This is a genomic window from Nocardia transvalensis NBRC 15921 (genome assembly GCF_000308875.1).
In the GTDB taxonomy this organism is placed as follows: Bacteria; Actinomycetota; Actinomycetes; order Mycobacteriales; family Mycobacteriaceae; genus Nocardia; species Nocardia transvalensis.
The window spans coordinates 96,571-112,025 of sequence record NZ_BAGL01000122.1 but is presented as its reverse complement, the minus strand read 5'-3'; the positions used below and the strand labels follow the sequence as shown (position 1 = coordinate 112,025).

The 15,455-nt window shown below is 69.1% G+C and carries 15 protein-coding genes and 1 pseudogene; 3 read left to right on the top strand and 13 right to left on the bottom strand.

Going from position 1 to position 15,455, the window contains the following annotated elements; all coding sequences use genetic code 11:
• Both ON41_RS32820 and ON41_RS32815 read right to left on the bottom strand, forming a co-directional pair.
• A pseudogene (locus ON41_RS32820) lies at positions 1 to 228 on the bottom strand (hypothetical protein); the annotation flags it as partial.
• Positions 229 to 600: 372 nt separating this feature from the next.
• Positions 601 to 918, bottom strand: a complete 318-nt coding sequence (locus ON41_RS32815; RefSeq protein WP_040752132.1) for an RsbRD N-terminal domain-containing protein — start codon at positions 916 to 918, stop codon at positions 601 to 603.
• Between the two features lie 207 nt (positions 919 to 1,125).
• On the opposite strand from ON41_RS32815, the gene ON41_RS32810 reads away from it, so the two are divergent.
• Positions 1,126 to 1,689: a TetR family transcriptional regulator gene (locus ON41_RS32810; RefSeq protein WP_040752130.1), complete on the top strand. Its 564-nt coding sequence runs from the start codon at positions 1,126 to 1,128 to the stop codon at positions 1,687 to 1,689.
• A gap of 30 nt (positions 1,690 to 1,719) precedes the next feature.
• Here the strand turns inward: ON41_RS32810 and ON41_RS32805 are convergent, their stop codons facing one another.
• From ON41_RS32805 to eltD, 9 genes are read right to left on the bottom strand one after another with little or no spacing between them, the layout of a single operon-like run.
• Positions 1,720 to 2,409 (bottom strand): GOLPH3/VPS74 family protein, encoded by a 690-nt coding sequence (locus tag ON41_RS32805; protein WP_040752127.1) that lies wholly within the window; start codon positions 2,407 to 2,409, stop codon positions 1,720 to 1,722.
• Positions 2,410 to 2,426: 17 nt separating this feature from the next.
• A complete protein-coding gene (locus tag ON41_RS32800; RefSeq protein ID WP_040752125.1) occupies positions 2,427 to 2,888 on the bottom strand; it encodes a ribose-5-phosphate isomerase in 462 nt (153 codons plus the stop codon).
• Positions 2,885 to 4,612 (bottom strand): dihydroxyacetone kinase family protein, encoded by a 1,728-nt coding sequence (locus tag ON41_RS32795; protein WP_040752123.1) that lies wholly within the window; start codon positions 4,610 to 4,612, stop codon positions 2,885 to 2,887. The genes ON41_RS32800 and ON41_RS32795 overlap by 4 nt, the downstream gene beginning before the upstream one ends.
• A gap of 10 nt (positions 4,613 to 4,622) precedes the next feature.
• Positions 4,623 to 5,771 (bottom strand): ABC transporter ATP-binding protein, encoded by a 1,149-nt coding sequence (locus tag ON41_RS32790; protein ID WP_040752121.1) that lies wholly within the window; start codon positions 5,769 to 5,771, stop codon positions 4,623 to 4,625.
• The gene (locus ON41_RS32785) at positions 5,768 to 6,913 is read right to left on the bottom strand and encodes an ABC transporter ATP-binding protein (protein ID WP_040752119.1); all 1,146 of its coding nucleotides are present in this window, start codon (positions 6,911 to 6,913) and stop codon (positions 5,768 to 5,770) included. The genes ON41_RS32790 and ON41_RS32785 overlap by 4 nt, the downstream gene beginning before the upstream one ends.
• Entirely contained in the window at positions 6,913 to 7,779 is an 867-nt protein-coding gene (locus ON41_RS32780) for a carbohydrate ABC transporter permease (protein ID WP_040752117.1), read from the bottom strand. Before ON41_RS32780 ends, ON41_RS32785 begins: the two co-directional genes overlap by 1 nt.
• A gap of 3 nt (positions 7,780 to 7,782) precedes the next feature.
• The gene (locus ON41_RS32775; RefSeq protein ID WP_040752115.1) at positions 7,783 to 8,703 is read right to left on the bottom strand and encodes a carbohydrate ABC transporter permease; all 921 of its coding nucleotides are present in this window, start codon (positions 8,701 to 8,703) and stop codon (positions 7,783 to 7,785) included.
• A 31-nt stretch (positions 8,704 to 8,734) separates the two neighbouring features.
• Positions 8,735 to 10,156, bottom strand: a complete 1,422-nt coding sequence (locus tag ON41_RS32770) for an ABC transporter substrate-binding protein (protein WP_246461679.1) — start codon at positions 10,154 to 10,156, stop codon at positions 8,735 to 8,737.
• A gap of 59 nt (positions 10,157 to 10,215) precedes the next feature.
• Entirely contained in the window at positions 10,216 to 11,292 is a 1,077-nt protein-coding gene (eltD, locus tag ON41_RS32765; protein WP_085995883.1) for an erythritol/L-threitol dehyrogenase, read from the bottom strand.
• A gap of 117 nt (positions 11,293 to 11,409) precedes the next feature.
• Between eltD and ON41_RS32760 the strand changes: the two genes are divergently transcribed.
• Together ON41_RS32760 and ON41_RS32755 are read left to right on the top strand one after the other, a co-directional pair.
• On the top strand, positions 11,410 to 12,402 hold the full coding sequence (locus ON41_RS32760) for a sugar-binding transcriptional regulator (protein ID WP_040752160.1): 993 nt from the start codon (positions 11,410 to 11,412) through the stop codon (positions 12,400 to 12,402).
• Entirely contained in the window at positions 12,399 to 13,160 is a 762-nt protein-coding gene (locus ON41_RS32755; protein ID WP_040752111.1) for an SDR family NAD(P)-dependent oxidoreductase, read from the top strand. The genes ON41_RS32760 and ON41_RS32755 overlap by 4 nt, the downstream gene beginning before the upstream one ends.
• 13 nt (positions 13,161 to 13,173) lie before the next feature.
• Here the strand turns inward: ON41_RS32755 and ON41_RS32750 are convergent, their stop codons facing one another.
• Both ON41_RS32750 and ON41_RS32745 read right to left on the bottom strand, forming a co-directional pair.
• Positions 13,174 to 14,652: an FGGY-family carbohydrate kinase gene (locus ON41_RS32750; RefSeq protein ID WP_040752109.1), complete on the bottom strand. Its 1,479-nt coding sequence runs from the start codon at positions 14,650 to 14,652 to the stop codon at positions 13,174 to 13,176.
• A gap of 40 nt (positions 14,653 to 14,692) precedes the next feature.
• The gene (locus ON41_RS32745) at positions 14,693 to 15,376 is read right to left on the bottom strand and encodes a DUF2848 domain-containing protein (RefSeq protein ID WP_040752107.1); all 684 of its coding nucleotides are present in this window, start codon (positions 15,374 to 15,376) and stop codon (positions 14,693 to 14,695) included.
• Between the last annotated feature and the right edge of the window lie 79 nt (positions 15,377 to 15,455).

The following is a 15,455-nucleotide window of genomic DNA, read 5'->3' as shown; positions in this document are numbered from 1 at the left end:
GGCGTCCGCGCTCGCCACGCGGGCCGACGCCTCGGCGCGCGCGGCCGCGATCTGCTCCTCGGCGACCTCGGCCACGGCCCGGTACCGGCCGGCCCGGGTGCGGTAGTGCACGGCGGCGGTGACGGCGACGCACAGAAACAGCGCGGCCACGCCCGCGCCGATCGCCAGGGGGATGCGGAAGTCCGCGGGAGCGCTGAAGACCGCACCGACGGCAAGGCATGCGGTCACGACCGCGCACACCGCGAAAGCCGAATAGGTAGAGCGAGTTTCCCGGCCGGCACGCTCGCCGGACTCGACACTCGGCGAGGCCACTGAAATCGCCAACTCCCCACACCCCTAAGCCCCCGGCAAACCAGGAGGGAACTGTCAGTCAACCGCCGGACGACATCAAATACCCAGGTAGACAGGCAAATCCGGAAGTTCGGCACGAGCATAACGGCAGCGGCTCACCCTCGCCACCCGAGGAGGAGGTTCGGGTGACGCAGACCTCACCGCGACGGTTGAAGCCGAAACTCTAACAAGCGCTTGGTATTTGCGCGGCGAATGCGCGCGTTTCCCCGCCGGCAGTCTGCTGCTTAGTTGCCCGTCATTCTCCGGCCGTCACGAATTCCGGCGAACCTCGTCCATATATCCGCGCGAGACCGCGGAGGAGAGCACGTCCAGCACCTGCACCACATCGGCGTCGTGCACCGTCAGCTCAGCGCGGTCCGGATCGCGCGGGAAGTGTTCGATCATGCCGGAGATTCCCTCGCGGATCGCGCGCTGCACCGTCTCGATCGGCACGGCGCTGCGGGCGCACTCCGCGGCCGCTCGCTCGAGCTGGGCCAGCAAATCCGAGGCGGCGGCATCGGAGGCCTCGAGCATCACCACCGCCAGCTGGAGCCCGATCTGGATCAACGCCCCCGGATCCTTGTCCATGGTGTGTCCCCTCCCCGCAGGACGCGAGCCGCGACGGTGGTATCAGGTGCACTGCCGACGGTAAGCGGGCCACGGTCCGCCTTCGAATCGCCCAGCAAACTCTGGGGCCGGAGACCGGCGATCCCGCGCGATGTTGGGAGTCTTCACAATCGGTAGCATCGATGTCAGCAACTGTCATCAGGGAGGAGAATCGCCTAGGATCGGGTCATGAGTCGATGGGAACCCAACGGGCGCGACCGGTTGGCGCAGGCGGCGCTCGAGCTCTACGCCGAGCGCGGGTTCGACCAGACGACCGTCGCGGAGATCGCCGAACGGGCCGGGCTGACCGAGCGGACGTTCTTCCGTCACTTCGCCGACAAGCGCGAGGTCCTGTTCGGCGGCCAGAACGTACTGAGCGACGCCATGGCCGGCGTCATCGATGAGGCCGACGAGTCGGTCTCGCCGATCGACGCCGTGGCCGCGGCCCTGCACGCCGTGGCGGCGGTGGTCGGGCAGCGCCCCGACTTCTCCCGGCAGCGCCAGGCCCTCATCGACTCGCATCCCGGCCTGCGGGAGCGCGAACTGATCAAACTGGCCACGCTGACCGAGGCGACGGTCGCCGCCCTGCGCCGGCGCGGCGTCGGCGAACCGGCCGCGAGCCTGGCCGCCGAGGCGGGCATCGCCGTCTTCAAGATCGCCTACGAGCGCTGGATCACCCTCCCCGGCGCCCACGACCTGAGCTACTACATCCAGGAATCGATCGACGAGCTGAAGGCGGTCACAGCGGGCTGAGCCGGCCGAGTCGCCGGCGACACACGGTGGTCAGCTGCCCGTGGAGGTGACGGTCGTGGTGGCGACGATGACGGCGACGGTGACCGCCTGCACCTCCTGGACGGCCTTCCGCACGGCCGGGCCGCCCCATTCGCTCTCGTTGATCGCCTTGCCGCGGTTCTTCACCGCCCGCTTGTCGGCGTCGGGGAAGAGTTTGGGCAGCAGGTCCACCGCGTGCAGGATCGAGACGAGGGCCGCGGTGCGGTCGTCGGGATCGGTTCCGTCGACGACGGCCGCGCGCACCCGCTGTGCGACGCGCGCCCGTTCGGCCGGATCGGGGGTCCAGTTCGTGCTCGTGAACAGGCCGAGGGTCTTACTCGTGGTCATGGTGACGCGACCGGCCTCGGCGAGGTCGTGCAGCAGCGCGTCGCGCAGGGTGCGAGAGTGGTTGCGCCAGGCCGCGAATCCGGCGATCTTGCCGACGGCGTCCTTGGGTTTGCGGCCGTCGGCGACCGCCACGAGCGCGGCCAGCCGGGAATCGGCGGGCCGAATACCCGTGGACACCAGCCGGTCCTTCTTCTGTCCGGGTTCGCCCGGCTCGGTCATGCGCAGCGCGCCTTCGAGAGTGAGTTCGACGATGGCCGACCCGGCCAGCGCGGCGTCGAGCTGGTTGCCGCCGAGGCGCGGGCGGCCGGTGTCCTCGCGGTAGGCGAGCACCAGGAATTCCTCTGCCAGGGTCATGCCGCCGACCTTACGCGTCAGTCGCTTTCGTACCGTCCGATCGCCGCGACCTTCGCCGCCGACGCCGATTCGGGGTCGAAGTGGTAGCCGAGCCATTCCTTGGCCAGGCGCCGGGCCAGTTCCAGGCCGACGACGCGCTGGCCGAAACACAGCACCTGGGCGTCGTTGCTGAGGACCGACCGCTCGACGGAGAAGCTGTCGTGCGCGGTGACGGCGCGGATGCCCGGGACCTTGTTCGCGCTGATCGCGACGCCGAGCCCGGTGCCGCAGATCAGCAGCGCGCGGTCGGCTCTGCCCTCGGTGATCATCCGAGCGGCCGCCACGGCGACGTGCGGGTAGGCGGTGTGCTCGTCGTCGCCCACACCTACGTCCATGACCTCGGCGACCCGCTCGTCGGCCTCGAGGTCGGCCTTGATGGTGTTCTTGTAGTCGAGGCCGGCGTCGTCGCAGCCGACCACGATCCGCAGTCCCTCGGTCATCGGCGGGCTCCTTCCGCGGCGGCGGTTTCGAATTCGTCGACCACCGTGCGCACGCACAGGGCCAGGGAGATCGCGCCCGCGTCCGGACTGCCGACGCTGCGTTCGGCGAGCGGGCGCGCACGGCCGATCCGAGGACGCAGGGCGGCGGTGTCGCGGGCGGCGGTCTCGGCGACTTCCGCCGCGTCGCGCCAGCTTTCGCCCCGCTCGGCGGCCTCGAGGAACGGCAGCAGCGCGTCGAGGAGGGTCTTGTCCCCCGGTTTCGCCCGGCCCAGGCGCGTGACGGCGTCATACGAAGCCCGCAGTCCGGCAACGATATCCGGGTTCGCGGGCGTGCCGGTATCACCGAGCCGCCCGCCCAGCGCCGTCAGCGCCGCACCCCACAGCACCCCGGACGTCCCACCCGCCTGAGCGGCCCACGCCTCCCCTGCCGCCTTCAGCACCCCACCGGGACCACAGCCTCGGCCCACGGCGTCCTCGGCCGCCGCGCTCGCCGCCGCCGTGCCGCGGACCATGCCACGACCGTGGTCACCATCACCCGCCACCGCATCGATACGGCCCAACTCCTCCTCCGCCGCAACAATTTTCGTAGCAACGGCACGGATAGCCAGGGCTATGGCAGCCGCACACGCACGCCCCGCCTCGTCGGCGACCTCGGCAACCGCATCCTTTCGATACCTTCCGGCATCCACCGTCCTGACGGAGGTACGGACCTCCGGAGAGTGGTGGGCGATCGCGCCGCGGCGGAAGGCGGGGGTGTCGGCGGGGGCGGTCCACAGGCGGTCCAGCTCGTCGTCCAGCCACATGACCGTCAGTGAGCAGCCCGCCATATCGAGGCTGGTGACCAGTTCGCCGACCTCGGGGCGCACCACCGTGTAGCCCGCGTCGCGCAGGAGCGGAGCCACGGTTCCCCAGACCACGAACAGCTCCTCGTACTTGGTGCGGCCGAGACCGTTGAGGATCACGGCGATTCGCGTGCCCGCTCCCTCGGGACGTTCCCGCAGCACGCCGGAGACGAGCAGCTCCGCCAGTTCGCCCGCGGTGGGCATGGCGTGCGAGGCCACGCCCGGCTCGCCGTGGATGCCGAGACCGAGGCCCATGGTGCCCTTCTCGACGGTGAACAGCGGGCCCGCGGCCCCGGGCAGGGTGCAGCCGTCGAAGGCGACGCCGAGGGTGCGGGTGTTGTCGTTGGCCAGCGCGGCCACCCGCGTGACGCCGTCGAGGTCGTAGCCCTCCTCGGCCGCCGCGCTCGCGCATTTGAACACCGTGAAGTCCCCGGCGATCCCGCGCCGCGCGGCCTCCTCCCCGGCGGGCGCGCTGGCGATATCGTCGGTGACCGCGAAGTACCGCGCCGGAATGCCCTCGGCGGCAAGCTGTTCCACGGCCAGCCCGAAGTTCATCACATCGCCCGCGTAGTTGCCGGTGGTGAGCAGGACGCCGGCCCCGCCGTCCGCGGCGCGCGCGACCGAGGCCGCGTCGGCCGCCGACGGCGAGGTGAAGATATTGCCCACCACGGCCCCATCGGCGAATCCGGGCCCGACCACCCCGCAGAACGCGGGATAGTGCCCCGATCCCCCGCCGACCACGACGGCCACCTTGCCGGGCCGGGTGGGTGCCGCCCGCACCACGCCACCGGGCACACCCGCGACGTATCCGGCGTTGGCGTCGAGGAACCCGGTCAGCATATCCTCGGTGAACGCCGCGGGGTCGTTGTACAGCCACGTCATGAGATATCCTCTAGCGCAAACGTTTTCCGGAATCCGGATCGAACAGATACACCCGCTCGGGCGGGGCCGACAGCGCGACCGGCTGCGACCGGTCGTAGCGCTCCTGCGCCGGGGTCTCCACCAGCACGGGCCCGTCGACCTCGGGTAGCTCGACCGAGGCATGGCCGAACTCCATGAGATGTTCGAAATACCGCACGGTGCCGGGCAATTCGCTCGCACCGGCCGCCGCGGCCGACAGGCGGGCGTCCTGCGGGCGGATACCCACCTTCACCCGCCGACCGCCGGACACCTCCGTCGCCGCGACCGGCAGTGCGGCGCCACCGATCCGGACCACGGTCCCGGACCCGTCGCTCTCGACCACGCCGTCGACGACATTGATCTGCGGCTCGCCGACGAATCCGGCGACGAACAGGTTCGCCGGATCGTCGAACACCTCGTCGGGGGTGCCGAACTGCTGGATCACCCCGCCGTCCATGACGGCCAGCCGATCCGCCAGGCTCAGCGCCTCCACCTGGTCGTGCGTGACGACGATGGTGGTGTAGCCGAATTCCCTTTGCAGCACCTTCAATTCGCGCCGCACCCGCTGCCGCGCCGACGCGTCCAGATGCGACAGCGGCTCGTCCAGCAGCAGCACCGGCGGGTTGCGGACCAGCGCGCGAGCCAGCGCGACGCGCTGCTTCTGCCCGCTGGACAGCCCCGCGGGCCGCAACTCCAGCAGATCCTCCAGCTCCAGCCGCCGCGCGATCTCGGCGACCAGCCGGTCGGCGCCCGCGACCTTGCGCGCCTTCAGTCCGTAGGCGAGGTTCTCCCGCACCGACAGCGGCGGATAGAGCGCGTAACTCTCGAAACCCACACCGACACCGCGCTTTCCGGGCGGGAGTCCGGTGATGTCCCGGTCGCCGATGCGGATGGCGCCGCTGGTCACCGTCTCCAGCCCGGCGATCATGCGCAGCGTGGTCGTCTTACCGCAGCCCGAGGGCCCGAGCAGGGCGACCAGCTCGCCGGGTTCGATATCGAGTTCGATGCCCTTGACCGCCTGGAAGCTCTCCCGGCCCCGCGCGGAGTACGTCTTGGTGAGCCGTTCGAGCGTCAGACGCTGCGCCACCGAACGCCCGCTCGTATCCACCGCGGGAACAGTCACCGTCGCCTCGGATGTCATTGTCCCTCCTCGGGATTCGGACCGCTCACCGCTGTCGTGGCCGTGCCGAGCCGGAGGCTGTCGGCACCAGGTTCTCCGGACGCGAATATGTGCACGTCGGCCAGCGGGACCGTCAATGCCACCTCGGCGCCCTCGCCGATGTGCCGGCCGCCCGCCGACAGCGCGATCACGGATACGCCGCCGATATCGACCGATACCTCGACATTGCGGCCGAGCCGCTCGGCCAGGGTGATCCGCCCGGGCACCGCGAGAGCGTCCGTGCGAGCGCCGCCCGCCGCGGCCACGGTGATATCGCAGGGCCGCAGGCCCAGTCGCGCCCTGCCGCCGGACAGTTCGATCCCGGCGGGCACCGGGAGGTCGATTCCCGTGCCCGGCACCGTGATCCGCCCGTCCGCCACGGTCGCCTCGACGATATTCATCTCCGGCTGCCCGAGCGCGCGGGCGACGAACGTGTCGACCGGCCGCCGCCAGATCTCCTCCGGCGTGCCGACCTGGATCAGCCGGCCGTCGCGCAGGATGCCGATCCGGTCGCCCAGGGCCAGGGCCTCCTGATAGTCGTGCGTGACGTAGACCGTGGTCGTATTCGACATGCGCCCGAGTTCGCGCAGTTCGGCCCGCATGGCGGCGCGGAGCTTGGCGTCCAGGTGCGACAGCGGCTCGTCCAGCAGGTAGACGTCGGCGGGCCGGACCAGCACCCTGCCGAGCGCCACCCGCTGCCGCTGCCCGTTGGACAGCTCGCGCGGGAATCGCTGCTGGAGGTGATCGATGCCGAGGGTGCGGGTGACCGCGTCGATCCGCTCCCGCTGCTCGGCCTCCGAATACTTCCCGGTGCGGCCCGACCGCAGCGGCGACGCCAGGTTCTGCGCCACCGTCTTCTGCGGGTACAGCGCATAACTCTCGAACGCCATCGCCACATTGCGGTGATAGGGCTCCACGTCCGTCATATCGGTCTCGCCGATGCGCACCGAGCCGCCGTCGATATCGACCAGTCCCGCAATGGATTTCAGCGTGGTGGTCTTGCCCGCCCCGGACGGCCCGAGGACCACGAAGAACTCGCCGTCCGCGATATCGATCGACACATCCTCGATACCGACGGCTTTGCCGTACTTCTTGCTCAATCCGCTGAGTGCCAGATGCGCCATCAGGATTTCACCGCCCCGAACGACAGGCCGCGCACCAGATACCGCTGGATCGTCAGCGCGACGATCAACGGCGGGAGCGCGGCGATCACGGCCGCCGCCGCGGTCAGGTTGTAGTACGCCTGCCCGCCGCCGCCGAGGAATTTGGTGATCGCGACCGTGACCGTGCTGGCATTGCTGTCGGCCAGGATCAGCGGGAAGACGTAGTTGTTCCAGGCGAAGATGAACGCCAGCAGCGCCGCCGCCGCGATACCGGGCCGGACCATCGGCAGCGCCACCATCACGAAGGCGCGGCGGCGGGTGTAGCCGTCGAGCAGCGCGGCCTGCTCCAGATCCTCGGGCAGATCCTGGAAGTAGGACCGCAGGATCCACACCACCAGCGGCATCGTCACCAGTTGCAGCACCCAGATCATGCCGACCTTGGTGTCGAACAACCCGATCTGGTTGTAGATCACGAACAGCGGCACGATCACCATCAGCTCCGGCGCGAACCGGAACGACAGCATGGTGAACATCAGGTCGTTGGACCCCTTGTACTGCCACCGGCCCGCCGCGTACGCCGCCGGGATGCCGATGATCAGCGAGACCAGCACGGCCCCACCGCAATTCAGCAGGCTGGTCAACAACGCCGCCTTGAAGTCGACGCTGGTGAGGTCGGTGCCGCGCCGGCTGAGCACGGTGCCGAAGTTCTCCAGCGTCGGGCTGAACCGGAAGTAGGTGGTGGTCTGCTGCGCCGGAGTCTTCAAGGCCAGCAGCACCATCCACACGATCGGGAACAGCGAGAAGACGAACCAGGCGATCAGCACGAGGTCCGCGCCCACCGAGGCGGGGGTGAACCGCCGTTGTCCGGGAAGAAGTTCTTTGGCCATGAGCTACGACTCCGCTCCAGCGGCGCGACGCTGCGCCTTGCCGAGCACGCCCACCAGGATGCGTGCGGTGATGAACACGATCGCCCACAGCAGGAACATGTAGGTGCTGCCGCGGGAGTAGTCGAGATTGATGATGGAGTCCTCGAACGCGCCGATCTGGAGCGTGCGCGTGGCCACGCCCGGACCGCCGGCGGTGAGCACGTACACCGCGTCGAACACCTTGAGGTTGTCCATGAACCGGAAGATGACCGCCACCAGGATGTAGGGCCACAGCATGGGCAGCATGAGCTTGCGGAACATGTAGAACCAGCTCGCGCCGTCCACCGCCGAGGCCTCGAACGGTTCCTTCGGCAGCGACCGGATGCCCGCCAGCACCAGGATCGCCACGAACGGCGTGAAGATCCACAGGTCCACCAGGATCACCGACCACAGCGCATTGCTGTGCGAGAGCCAGTCGAAGGTGGAGCCGAGCCCGAAAATGTGGTTGAGGATGCCGAACTGGGGGTTGAACATCAGTTTCCAGATCACCCCGGCGATCACCGGCGCGATCATCAGCGGCAGGATCAGCACCTTCTCGAAGATCCGCCCGATGAGGCTGGACCTGTTGAGCAGCAACGCGATTCCCACGCCGATCACGGTCTCCACGAGCGTGGCGACGATCGCGAAGACGCCCGTGACCCGCACGCTGGTCCAGAACTGCATATCGCCCAGCACGCTGGCGTAGTTGCGCAGCCCGATGAAGACCGGATTCGGGTTCACCGCCGCGTAGTTCAGCACCGAGTAGTAGGCGCCGATCACGAACGGATACAGAATTCCGACGACGATCAGGACCGCGGGCATCGACAGCAGATACGGCCGCAGCGAGCGCCGCCAGCGCGGAATCTCCTCGGCGTCCGCCGGCGGACGAACGGATTGAGTGGTCATCGCGACCTCCCTTTCTTCGACCCGCGGCGGGTCAGAGATTGACCTTCGACGAACAGGTCTTGGCCAGGCTCGCCAGCCGCGATCGCGCGTTCGCGCCGCCGTAGATGTCCTGCAGCGCCACGGCCCAGTTCTCGGTGGTGTCGAAGAACTTCTTCTGCGGGGTGAACTGGATCTTCGAGCTGCCGATCACCGTCTCGAAGGTCTCCAGATATCCGGGCATCGCGCCGAGTTGCTGTTTGAACACCCCGTCGAAGACGGATTTGCGCACCGGATCGGCGAAGATGCCGCCCTGCACCGCCTTCGACAGCGCCTCCTTACCGGTCACCCATTGGATGAACAGCCATGCCGCCAGCTTGTTCTTCGACATCGAACTCATCGCCAGCGACCAGGTCCACAGATTCGTGTTGTAGTTGCCGCCCGGCCCGGCCGGGCCCGGATACCAGCCGATATTTCCCGCCTGCGCGCTCGCGCCGCGCTTGTTCTTGGGGTAGGTCGCGCTGTCGGCGTCGTAGACCATCATCGCCTTGCCGTCCCCGAGATCGCCGGTGGCGTTCGGGTAGTCGTAGGTGGTCCACGACGTCGGCCCGGCGAGCCGCTGCATCTGGATCCACTTCTCGGTGAAGGCGACCGCGGAATCGGAATCCATCGCGGCCCGCAATTCGCCGCTGGTGAATTCGTAGTCGCGGGCGCCCTCGCGGGAGAACTGCGTCATGAAGCCCGGGTGGATGGTCGCCCACGATTTGGATCCGCGGGTGGCGATGCCGTACCGGTTCTGGGAGCGGTCGGTGAGATCGACCGCGAGCTGGATGAAATTGTCGAAGGTGTCCGGCAGCCGGATCTTCCGCTGGTCGAAGTACGCCTTGTTGTAGGCGACGACATTGTTCTCGAAACCCCACGGGATCGCCCACTGCCCGCCGGTGCCCAGCGGGGAGCCGAGGGTGAAGTCCCACCGCGTGGAGGTGCGCAGGCCCTCGTAGATGTCCTCGAAATCGTATTCGGCATTGGTCGCCGACGAATTCGCCAGCCAGGGCGCCAGATCCTCCACCCAGCCCGGCGGCCCGTACTGCCAGATGAAGTAGGCGCCCAGCATGAACACGTCGTGTTTCCCGGTGCCACCGGCCAATTCGGTATTCAGTTTGGTGAAATAGTCGGCCTCCGGCACCAGATCGGTGTTCACCGTGATGCCGGTCAGCTGGGTGAATTCCGCCAGGAGCGGTTGCAGCGACTGCTGGTAGGGGTGCGGGGTCTGTAGCAGGTTGAGCGTGGTGCCCTGCGCGGCGCGCCAGTCGAACGGGCCGGTGACCTCCGCCGCGCCGTTGGTCGCGTTCACGCCGCCGCCCACGCCGCACGCCGACAACGCGGGGAGCGCCGCCGCGGCCGCACCCGCGATACCCATGGCGCGCAACATGTTCCGGCGCGACAATTGCGGGCCGCAGTACTGTCTGTTCCTCATCGAACTTCCTCGGGTCAATTCGGCGGCCGACCCCTCATCTGCCGGCCGCCTGCCGCCACCTATTCCGGAATCAGTGACACCTTCACCGACTCCGTACCGCTCGCCACCAGGTCCAGGCCCTTCTGGAAGTCGCGGAGCGGCAGCTGGTGGGTGCAGATCTCGTCCATCGGCAGAATCCCGGACTCCAGCATGCGGATCGCCGCGGGCCAGCAGTGCGGACCGAGGTGCGCGCCGCGGACGTCGAGTTCCTTGTCGTCGCTGATGATGCTCCAGTCGACGGTCACGTCGCTGCCGAAGACCCCGTACTCGACGTAGGTTCCCAGCTTGCGCAACAGGTTCAGGCCCTGCGGCACCGCCGAGGGGTGACCGGTGCCCTCCAGGTAGACGTCGGCGCCGTACCCGTCGGTGAGGTCCATGACGATCGCCCGGGCGTCCTGGGAGCGGATATCGATCGCGATGTCCGCACCGCACCGCTCGGCGAGTGCCAGCTTCTCCGGGGCCATGTCCAGCGCGATCACGTGCGCGGGACTCTTCGCCCGCGCCCCGGCGACCATGCCGAGCCCGATCGGCCCGCACCCGGCCACCACGACCACGTCGTCGAAGGTGATCCCGGCGCGCTCCACCGCGTGCAGCGAGCACGACAGCGGTTCGGTGAACGCGGCGTGCGCGGGCGGCAGCTCCTTGGACACCTTGTGCACCAGGGCTTCCACGGGATACACCATGTACTTCGCCATCGCGCCGGGCGTGCGGCGCTTGAAGCCGTAGAGGTCGTGCGGGCGGCACATGTGGTACTGGCCGCGCAGGCAGTAGCGGCACTTCCAGCAGGGCACGATCTGTTCGGAGACGACCCGGTCGCCGGCCTCGACGCCCCAGCGCGCGGCGCCCTCGGCGTCGATTTCCACGATCTCCCCGACGAATTCGTGGCCCGGGATCACCTCGGTCTCGGCCCAGGCCGGGCGGTTCTCGTCGCCCCAGAACTTCGCCGCGCCGTGGTAGCACTTCAGATCGCTCGCGCAGATGCCGACCGCCTCGACCCGTACCAGCGCCTCGCCCGGGCCGGGGACCGGCACCGGAACCTCCTCCAACCGGTAGTCGCCTGGTCCGTGGCAGATCACCGCCTGCATCTTGTCCGTCATCGCACTGCCCTTCATCTGTGTTCGCGATCACAATAACCCGGTCTGTTTACATTTGTCCAGAACGAATGTTCACAGCACCTATGGCGTGAACATATGTGCAGTGGAATACTGCAAGGCATGTCCCACAGCCCCGGCCCGCCGACGCAGACGCCCTCGGACACCGGCACTTTCGCCCCCTCGGTGCTCTACGCGGCCGCGAAGATGTACTACGAGGAGGACGCCACCCAGGCGCAGATCGCGGAGAAGTTACGGGTCAGCCGGGCGACGGTGAGCCGGCTGCTGTCGCAGGCGCGCCGCCAGGGCATCGTGCGCATCGAGGTGCGGGCCCCGCACGAGGCCGACGACGCGAATCTCGCGGACACCCTCGCCGAAGCCCTTGGGCTGCACCGGGTCTACCTGTCCGCGCCGCTGCCCCCGCCGACCCCGGCCAAGCCGACCGTCGAGGTGATGGGCAGCTATCTGGCGCCGGCGGTATCGCGGGCGCTGGCCGAGGTCGGGCTGGTTCCGGGCGACGTGCTGCTGGTGTCGTCGGGGCGCACGGTGTACGAGGTGGCGCAGTTCGATCTGGAGCGCATTCCGGGCGTCCTGGTCGTGCCCACGGTCGGCGGCAACGATCAGCCGGAGGGCTGGTACCAGACCAACGAGATCACCCGGCTGATCTCCACGCAGCTCGGCGGGCGGCCGAATTACCTGTTCGCCCCGGCGCTTCCGGGCCCCGACCTCTACGACACGCTGCACGCCGATCCGTCGATCCAGCGCGTGCTCGATCTGTGGCCGAAGGCGCGGTGCGCGCTGATGGGCGTCGGCGCTCCCCCGTTGCTGCGCGACGACATCCCGCAGTTCGTGCCCACCACGTCGGTGTCACTGCGGGAGGCGGTGGGCGACGTCTGCTCCCGCTTCTACGACCGCGACGGCGAACCGGTCGACTTTCCCGGCGGCGAACGCCTGATCGCGGTGAAACTGCCTGTGCTGCGGGATATTCCGGTGGGTATCGCGGTGGCCGTCGGGCACGAGAAGGTCGCGCCGATCGTCGCCGGGGCGCGCGCCGGATACTTCAACCGGCTCGTCACCGATCCGGCGACCGCGCGACAACTGCTGGAGGGCAAGTGACTTCGATCCGGCTCGACGGGAAACGGGTGCTGATCACCGGGGCGTCCCGGGGCATCGGCGCGGACCTCGCCGAATCCTTCGCCGAAGCGGGGGCGACGCTGGTGCTGTCCGGGCGTGACGCCGAAGCGCTCGATGTGCAAGCGCGGAAACTGCGGGAGCGGTTCGGGATTCGCGCCGAGGCGGTGGCGGCGGACCTCTCCGAGCCCGAGGCTCCCCGCCGCCTGGCCGCTGCTGCCGCCGCGGTATTCGGCGGGCTCGACGTGCTGATCAACAATGCCGGGATCTCACATCCGGAGCCGGTCACCGCACTGACGGCGGAGGCATTCGACGAGGTGCTCACCGTGAACCTGCGCGCGCCCGCGCTGCTGGCCGCCGAAATCGGCTCAGCCATGGCCGAATCCGGCGGCGGCTCCCTCGTCACCATCGCCTCCGCCGCCGCCCTGCACCCGCTGACCGAGCACTACGCCTACAGCACCTCGAAGGCCGGGATCGTCATGGCCACGAGAGTCCTTGCCCTGGAACTGGGCCCGCGAGGCGTCCGCGCCAACTCCCTCTGCCCCACCGTGGTCCTCACCGATATGGGCCGCAAGGTCTGGGGCGAGGAGGCCAAGTCCGCGCCCATGCTCGCCCGAATCCCCTTGGGCCGCTTCGCCGTCCCCGCCGAGGTCTCCGCCACGGCCCTGTTCCTCGCCTCCGACCTCTCCTCGATGATCAACGGCACCGAGATCCCGATCGACGGCGGCTACGGAGTCAGCTGAGCCGACCCACGATTCAGCCGAAGGCCGCCAACCGGTGGACCTGGTCGCGTGTCGCCGGGTACAACTCCAACCACGTCTTGTAGAGGTCGTCGTACAGCTCCTGGTTGGCCGGGTCCGGGGGCACCTCGCGGGCGATGCGGGCCCAATCGGTCTCGGGCGCGACCAGGCCCACGCCGATGGCCGCCAGGAGGGCGTCGCCGTAGCTGGCGCCGATGGCCTGCTCGGGGATGAGCTGGGTGAGGCCGGTGATATCGCTGAGCGCCTGGGTCCACACGGGGCTGCGCAGGCCGCCGCCGACGCCGACCGCGCGGGTGACCGGGGAATTCGCGTCGTCGAACATCTCCAGGATCTGGCGGATACCGAACGAGATGCCTTCGTAGGACGCCCGGAACAGGTGCCCGCGCCCGTGCCGCAGGGTGAGGCCCGCGACGACGCCGCGCGCGTCGGGATCGAAGACCGGAGTGCGTTCGCCGGCCAGGTAGGGCAGCACCATCAGGCCCTCGGAACCCGGCGGCACGGCCGACGCCTCGGCCATCAGCTCCTCGAAAGGCGCTCCGCCGGTGACCTTCTGGAGCCACTGGGTCAGGCTGCCCGCGGTCGAGGTGCCCGCCGCGAGCGCGAAGGTGCCCTGTTCGACGCCGGTCGTGGTCCACAGCGCGGGATTGGTGTGGAACTTCTCGAGCACCTGCACCAGGAACATCGTCGAGCCGTACATCAGCATGAGGTCGCCGGGATCGCGCACGCCCACGCTGAACGCCTCGGCATAGGCGTCGACGGTGCCCGCGGCGACCGGCGTCCCGGCCGGGATCCCGGTCTGCGCGGCGGCCTCGGCGGTCACCGTGCCGACCACCTCCGACGGCCACACCAGCCGGGGCAGCGGCAGTGAGCCGAGAATGCGCCCGGACCAGTCGGCGTTCCAGTCGAAGTCGCGGATCGAGTACAGCGGATCGCTCTGGCTGGCGGTGTGGTGGTCCTGGATGTACTCGCCGGTCAGCTTGGCGACCACGAACGAGTTCGAGCCGTACCAGCGCCGGGCGCGGGCGAAGACCTCGGGCTCGTTGGCGCGCACCCATTCGATCTTGGGCCCGACCGCCTGGCTGGACAGCGATTTACCCGCCCGCCGCAGGATCTCGTCGGCGCCGAACAGCTCTGTCAGCGAGACGATTTCGGCCGTGGCCCGGGAATCGATCCCGTAGAGAATGGCCGGGCGCACGGGGTCGATGTTCTCGTCGCACAGCACCAGGCACGGCCCCACGCCGCTGACGCACATCCCCGCGATTCGCGCTCCCGCAGGCGCCGCGGCGACCAGCGCGCGGCTGATCGCGCACACCTCGGCCCACCACATCCCGACCGCGTCCACCTCGGCCCACCCGGGCCGCGGCAGCGATATCTCGTGCGACACCTGATGTTCGGCGACCACCACCCCGTCCGGCCGGACGAGAACCCCCTTGCTACTCCCCGTCCCGAGATCGATACCAACCAGCACATCCACGGGGTCAGCGTATGCGTTCGAACGGGACAACAGGGCGGGATCAGCCGATGGGCTCCGGCATGGGCACCAGGTGGTACGAGCACTCGAGGGTTTCCCCGGTGGCCGGGTCGGCCATCTCCACCCGCCAGGAGTCGCCGAACTGGTCCACCCCGGGCAGCATCGAGATCGTGCCCGAGATCAGGACGGTGCCCGGCTTGTCCTCGCCGCGCCGGGCCAGGACGTCGAGCCAGTAGGCCGGGGTCAGCAGGTCGCCGAGGGTGCCCTCCTGGATGAGCCGCTCCGCATCGCCGTGGCCTACCCACGCCCGCAGAGTGATGTCGTCGAGGCGGTCGGCGATCTCCGACAGCCGCCAGGCCCGCGCGCCGAGGACATCGGGTCCGGCGTTCTTGCTCCAGGCCACGCCGTGCACCTCCAGCGCGCGGTCGGTGTGATCGCACGCCACGGTGAGCAGCACGTCGTGCGCGGTGATGATCAGGGCCCACTCCGCCTCGCCCGAGGTCCGCCCGTGCTGGACGAACACCTCACCGGTCTGCTGCGCCAGGTAGGGCGCGATGGGATAGAGGGCCGGAGTGGTCGCCGGCGCGGGCACGCCCAGCTCCGCCAGTTCCGCGATGTGCGCGGCGACCTCCCGCTGATTGCGACCCGCGTATCCGGCGTTGAGCAGGGTCGTGACGGCCACCGTCTCGGTGCTGCCGTCCGGCAGGGCGAAGCTGAGCTGGGTCATGCGATGTCCTCTCGCGTTATCGACTGTTTACAGCCGGGGGCTTGCGCATGCGTCTTGTATACAGCAAGTATATGTTGCG